Raw genomic sequence first — 5,000 nt, 5'->3', positions numbered from 1 at the left:
CGCAGGTTCGCGTAGCCACCGACCCGACCGTCTCCGAAGTCCGGAAAGCCGCTGAGGTCACCGATCAGGAGATCGATGCTGCGGTCGACGCGGTGCCGGCCAACCTCGCTACCGACGCGTACCCGCTTGCGAAGGGTTGGAGCCTCGACCTCGTCGTGACCATCCGAACGCACGCCCATGCGGCCGATGCGCTCACCACCGACACGCCGGCCTGGACGCGCACCATGGTCCGGACCGCGATCCTGCTGGCGCACCCGGTGAACGGATGAGCGAGCCCGAGGCCGATCTGGATCGCGAAGCCACCGCCAATCGCCTGATGCAGCGCCTGAGCGGCTTCGCGCAGGGAATCGGGATGAGTGGCACGGACGCCCGCCAGATCATCGGCCGCGTGATCGCGTCCGATCCGTCGGCCGGGGATGGGGAGCTGATGGCGAAGGCTCGCACCTGGATGCTGATCGCGCTGGGGTAGCGACCTGCCGACGGCCCCATCGCCGCGAGGCGCTCGGCCGCGTCAGGGCATTCGCCCACGCGTGATGGCGGCCTGTGTGGTTGAGCCGCCAGAAATCTGTCCGGCGGATATCCACCCGGTGGGGGCCTGACGAGGCGGCCCAGACGTTCGATCCGGAGACTTCAAGCAGGCGGCTTGCGGGTGCTTCGCGGCGGCACCGCCCGCTTCCGCACGCCGCGAGCCAAATCACGGAGCGTGGTCAGGCGTATCGGCGTTTCCGCTTCCGATCTTGCCAAGCCGACGCGATGCGGCATCGCGCGTCCACCAACGAAAACTGTGTTGCGGTGCGACAGAGATTGATTTCGACCCGGCGGGATCAGCAATGGACCGACAGCGTTCTCACTATTGCTGGCAAAGATTCGCGGAGCGTCGTCATGGGTCTCACCGCATTTGTTGTCTTCGTCGTCCCATGGGTGGTGCTGGCGGTGTATTTCACGCGCACCCCGACGGCCCTTCGCCTGGGGGCCGCGCCCGCTCCTTGGCGGCCGCTGCCGACCCACAGGGAGTTGGCACAGGCCCAGCGGCAGGCGACGCACCCGAACCACGGGCGCAATCCAGATCACGGCGGCATATTGAACCGGGACGGGCACGGTCCGGTGGATTTGCCGCGCGGTGGAGCGCTCGGTACGAGCGTGGAGCCCACCGAACCGGACGACAAGGTCGGTTAGCGTACCGCAGCGCGCGCGGCAGCATGCGATCACGAGGGCCGCGGACCCGCCACGCGCAGGCCACCGGCGTTTCGCTGAGCTGCGTCGCGTAGCGCAGCGATCCCGCGCGGCCCCACGGACACCACCGGACCGCGCCGGAACAGCGTGGGGCGGACGAGCACCGCGCACAGGCCGACGAAGCCGCAGGCGGCCGCAAACAGCCCGGCGGCTCTCCAGGGCGAGCGATGGATCCCGACCACGGTCACGGCGATGCGCTCCCGTCTCCCTTCGGCCCTGTCCGGCGATGCGAAACAGGGGTTCTCAGAGCGCAGGCGAAGCGTCCGGGCTTCCTGTCGCAGCGCCCACGGGGTCGGCCGCGCCGTCGGCAGGGATCGATGCCGTAGGGGTGTCCGGGCGGCGGCGCGTCCGGTCGCGTGTTTCGTCCGGCCGCATGCGATCAAACGTCTGCGTCACCGCGTCCAGAGCGGACGAGGCGCCTGCCATGAGGGCGAGCGCCATCGCCGATCCGACCGAGGTCAGAAAGACGACCGTGGCGATGACTTGCGGAGCGGTCATGGCGCACCTGCGCGGGTGCATCGCGCTGACGATGGGCCCGGATGGCCGCGGCGTAGGCTGCGGCGGAGGCTTCGGCGTCGGATGAGCACGGGCCGTGGCGGAGCGGGGTCGCCCGCAGGCCGGACAGGCGCCCGCGTCATCGCGCCCCCAGGAGCAGGCGGTCCAAACCCGAGGAGAACCTCAACTCGATCCTCCGGCCATCGCGCCCGACGACTTCGCACGGCTGATTCAGGAGCAGGGCGATCGAGATCAGGCGCAGGGTGTGCGGCGGCATCGCCTCCGGATGAAGCTCGATCATCGCACCGGATGCCCTGAGCTCCCAGATGAGACAATCGCAGCATTCCAGCGGGCGCCCGAAGAAGATCTGCCCGGTCTTGAAGGCAGGCCTCCAGGGCTCGTCCAAGCGCTCCTCGGCCATCGTGACCTCCTGACGAACCAGCCATCGCGTCCTGCGACGATCTGTATTCGCGTTCATTCCCCGCGCGATTTCGGTATCAAACGTCACATCCGGCAGCGCGGCAGCGGCCTCGGGGCGCAGGCCCACCGGGTCCGTTCGACGGCACCCGGCCGCGCGGATCCGGGCCGGGCGCGTCCCGCGCGGTCGAGCCTGCGGCGGGGGCCTCGATCGCCAGGGCCGGATCCCACGGGGCGGCGGAGCCCATCGTGTTAACATTCTACAATCGGCCAGCAGCGCATTTAATTGTTTGTTAACTATTCTAAACAGTCTAGGCGGATCGGAATTGGATCGAGAGGGAGCAGAGGATCCGTGAGCGAGCTGCAGAGGCTTCTGAACGACCCTCGGTTTCGACCCGCAGACAAGACCCAGCGCGACTCCGGCGCCGGGCCCGAAACCAACCTCGGCAACGTCCTGCGCGTCGTCTCGTCGCTGCACGCACGGGCCGAGCTTCAGAAGCCGCCGGCCTCGCCGCAGGATTGGGACGCCCTCATCCTCCGGGTCCAGGCCGCAGCCCGCCAGGCCCGCGAGATCGAGGCGCAGGCCCGTGAGCGGGAGGCGCGCATCGAACAGGTGCTGGATCAGGTGCGTGAGGAGATCCACGCCTCCAACGAGCGCGCCCGGACGGCGGAGATGCAGGCGCGCGAGGCACAGGTGCGCGCCGAGGCCCAGGTCCTCGCCGCGGAGGAACGCGCCAGGGCCGCCGAGGCCCGCGTCCGCGCCGCCGAGGACCGGGCGCGGCAGGCCGAGGAATGGCTGGAACGCGTCCAGCAGGCGATCCTGTCCGAGTTCTCGGACCTCACCGATCAGGAGGCGGCATGAGCGGCGCCGCCCGGGCGCGGGCCGAGACGATGGAGTCCCATCCCCTGACCTACCCGGTCGGGCCTCGCGACGGCGACGCCGCGCCGATCGACCGGGTCGTCGCCCTGTTCTCCGGCGCCGCTTCGGCCGGGCCCGCGGCCGAAGCGGAGGCGGATGACTGGTCGGCCTCCCTGACCGCCGTGCGCGGCGTCGCAGCGCGGGTCCGCGGCCTGCAGGCGAGCGCCCGCGAGTCCGTCCGGGAGGCGCAGCATTCGGTGCGCGCGGCCGAGACGGCACGCCGCGCCGCGGAGGACCGGGCCCGCCACGCTGAATCGCTGCTGCGGGCGGCGCTCGAGCGGGCCGAGCAGGCCGAGGCGCAGGCCCGTGCGGCGGCCGAACGGGCCGAACGGGCCGAGGCCGAGCGGACGGAAGCGCGGGGGTGGCTGCGCCGGATGCACGAGTGCATGGTCAACGAATTCGGCGCCCTGTCCGAGGCCGCGGATCAGCCGTGAGCCGGCGCGCAGCGGCCCCCCGGTGTCCCGGCGGACGCGACAGGCGCGGCTGGACGACGCGGTTGCCGGCAGGGCCGTGACACCGACCGCAGGCTGCGCCCAGCCCTAGGCACCATCCGGCCGTGAGACACGGCGATGTCCGGTTGCAGATCTCGGACGCAGGCGTCGGACAGGCGCGGCGACAGGCCGTCTCCGGCGCGATCCACGCCGGGCGTGATCTGGGGGAGAGGCCGCCTCGCGACGGAGCGCACGAACGTGGCCGGCCCGGCCTGGGAATCGCGTCGGCCTGGGGATCGCGCGGGTTGATGCAGTCGTGAGCCGGCAGCCGGTCCGTCGCCCCGCGGATCCGTCCTCGAACAGCCGTGCGACATCCCGATGCGGAGCGCCACGACCGCAGATTCCGCCCGGACGGGGAGGCCCGACCGCGCAGGCGGTGACTGGAGCGGCGCAGCGCATTCAGATTTTGCCGCGGCCTCTTCAATATGACCGGCAACCTTAAGCTCACGAAAACAACTTTCGGACCAAAAGAGCCTGACCTCGTCGTCTCGACCTCGTCCGCCTGGCAGGATCGCCGTGACCCTCAGCCTCGTCCTCAGCACGTCCCTTCCGCTTCTCACCGGGGCGGTGGCCCTGTTGTGGGCCGGGTTCGTCGCCCCGGAGCGGGAGGAGCGTCCCGACGGGCCCGGCGCCCGCGACCTGCGCACGTGGTGAGCGGCGGGCGCCGGCCGAACACCGCCTGAGAGGCCCGCGGCCCCGTCCCGGATCGCTTCCGCGGGGGGCGTCCGGCGGGCTATGACGCGGCGGATGCCCTCGCGGCGAGGGCCGGTCACGGAGGCTCCCCATGGATCTCGGCTTGAGCGGGCGCCGGGCGCTCGTCTGCGCGGCGAGCAAGGGACTGGGCAGGGGCTGCGCCCTGGCGCTGGCCCGCGAGGGCGTCGCGGTGACGATCACGGCCCGCAACGCGGAGCTCCTGGAGCGGACCGCCGGGGAGATCCGCAGCGAGACGGGGGTCACCGTCACCGCCGTCGCGGGCGACATCGCCACCGAGGCCGGCCGGGCCGCGGCGCTCGCCGCCTGCCCAGAGCCCGACATCCTGATCAACAATGCCGGCGGGCCGCCCCCCGGCGACTTCCGCGACTGGGACCGCGACGCCTGGATCCGGGCGCTCGACGCCAACATGCTGGCGCCGATCGCCCTGATCCAGGCGACCGTCGACGGGATGATCGCCCGCAAGTTCGGCCGGATCGTCAACATCACATCCGGCGCCGTGAAGGCGCCGATCGAGCATCTCGGCCTGTCGAACGGCGCCCGATCGGGGGCTGACGGGCTTCGTGGCCGGCCTCGCCCGGCAGACGGTGCGGCACGGGGTGACCATCAACAACCTGCTGCCCGGCCCCTTCGACACGGACCGGATCCCGCAGCACGCCGCAGCCGGGGCCGCCAAGGCGGGGACCAACCGTGGAGGCGTTCCTGGAGGGCGGGGGTCGCGCCAACCCCGCCGG

The 5,000-nt window shown here is 71.6% G+C and carries 8 protein-coding genes and 1 pseudogene; 7 read left to right on the top strand and 2 right to left on the bottom strand.

All coding sequences use genetic code 11. From position 1 onward, the window contains the following. From I53_RS01700 to I53_RS30755, 3 genes are all read left to right on the top strand, one after another. Positions 1–269 (top strand): hypothetical protein (locus I53_RS01700; protein ID WP_251982185.1); only part of this gene is annotated, 269 nt, incomplete at its 5' end. Further along, entirely contained in the window at positions 266–469 is a 204-nt protein-coding gene (locus I53_RS01695) for a hypothetical protein (protein WP_043345991.1), read from the top strand. The genes I53_RS01700 and I53_RS01695, both read left to right, overlap by 4 nt. 413 nt (positions 470–882) lie before the next feature. After that, positions 883–1,176, top strand: a complete 294-nt coding sequence (locus I53_RS30755; protein WP_075380087.1) for a hypothetical protein — start codon at positions 883–885, stop codon at positions 1,174–1,176. Between the two features lie 300 nt (positions 1,177–1,476). Here the strand turns inward: I53_RS30755 and I53_RS01690 are convergent, their stop codons facing one another. Together I53_RS01690 and I53_RS01685 are read right to left on the bottom strand one after the other, a co-directional pair. Beyond that, positions 1,477–1,731 carry a hypothetical protein gene (locus I53_RS01690; protein WP_043345989.1) on the bottom strand — a complete coding sequence of 85 codons (255 nt, stop codon included), beginning with the start codon at positions 1,729–1,731 and terminating at the stop codon, positions 1,477–1,479. Positions 1,732–1,867: 136 nt separating this feature from the next. Further along, positions 1,868–2,275: a hypothetical protein gene (locus tag I53_RS01685; protein ID WP_251982184.1), complete on the bottom strand. Its 408-nt coding sequence runs from the start codon at positions 2,273–2,275 to the stop codon at positions 1,868–1,870. A gap of 222 nt (positions 2,276–2,497) precedes the next feature. On the opposite strand from I53_RS01685, the gene I53_RS01680 reads away from it, so the two are divergent. From I53_RS01680 to I53_RS01670, 4 genes and pseudogenes are all read left to right on the top strand, one after another. Next, on the top strand, positions 2,498–3,007 hold the full coding sequence (locus tag I53_RS01680) for a hypothetical protein (RefSeq protein WP_043345988.1): 510 nt from the start codon (positions 2,498–2,500) through the stop codon (positions 3,005–3,007). Beyond that, positions 3,004–3,498 carry a hypothetical protein gene (locus I53_RS01675; RefSeq protein ID WP_043345986.1) on the top strand — a complete coding sequence of 165 codons (495 nt, stop codon included), beginning with the start codon at positions 3,004–3,006 and terminating at the stop codon, positions 3,496–3,498. The genes I53_RS01680 and I53_RS01675 overlap by 4 nt, the downstream gene beginning before the upstream one ends. A 573-nt stretch (positions 3,499–4,071) precedes the next feature. Further along, positions 4,072–4,209, top strand: a complete 138-nt coding sequence (locus tag I53_RS33615; RefSeq protein ID WP_164706393.1) for a hypothetical protein — start codon at positions 4,072–4,074, stop codon at positions 4,207–4,209. Positions 4,210–4,339: 130 nt separating this feature from the next. Beyond that, a pseudogene (locus I53_RS01670) lies at positions 4,340–5,000 on the top strand (SDR family NAD(P)-dependent oxidoreductase); the annotation flags it as partial.

Origin of the sequence: Methylobacterium sp. B1 (assembly GCF_000333255.1) — a bacterium.
Lineage (GTDB): Bacteria > Pseudomonadota > Alphaproteobacteria > Rhizobiales > Beijerinckiaceae > Methylobacterium > Methylobacterium fujisawaense.
The sequence above is the reverse complement of the archived record's forward strand: the minus strand, read 5'-3'. Positions and strand labels throughout refer to the sequence as shown.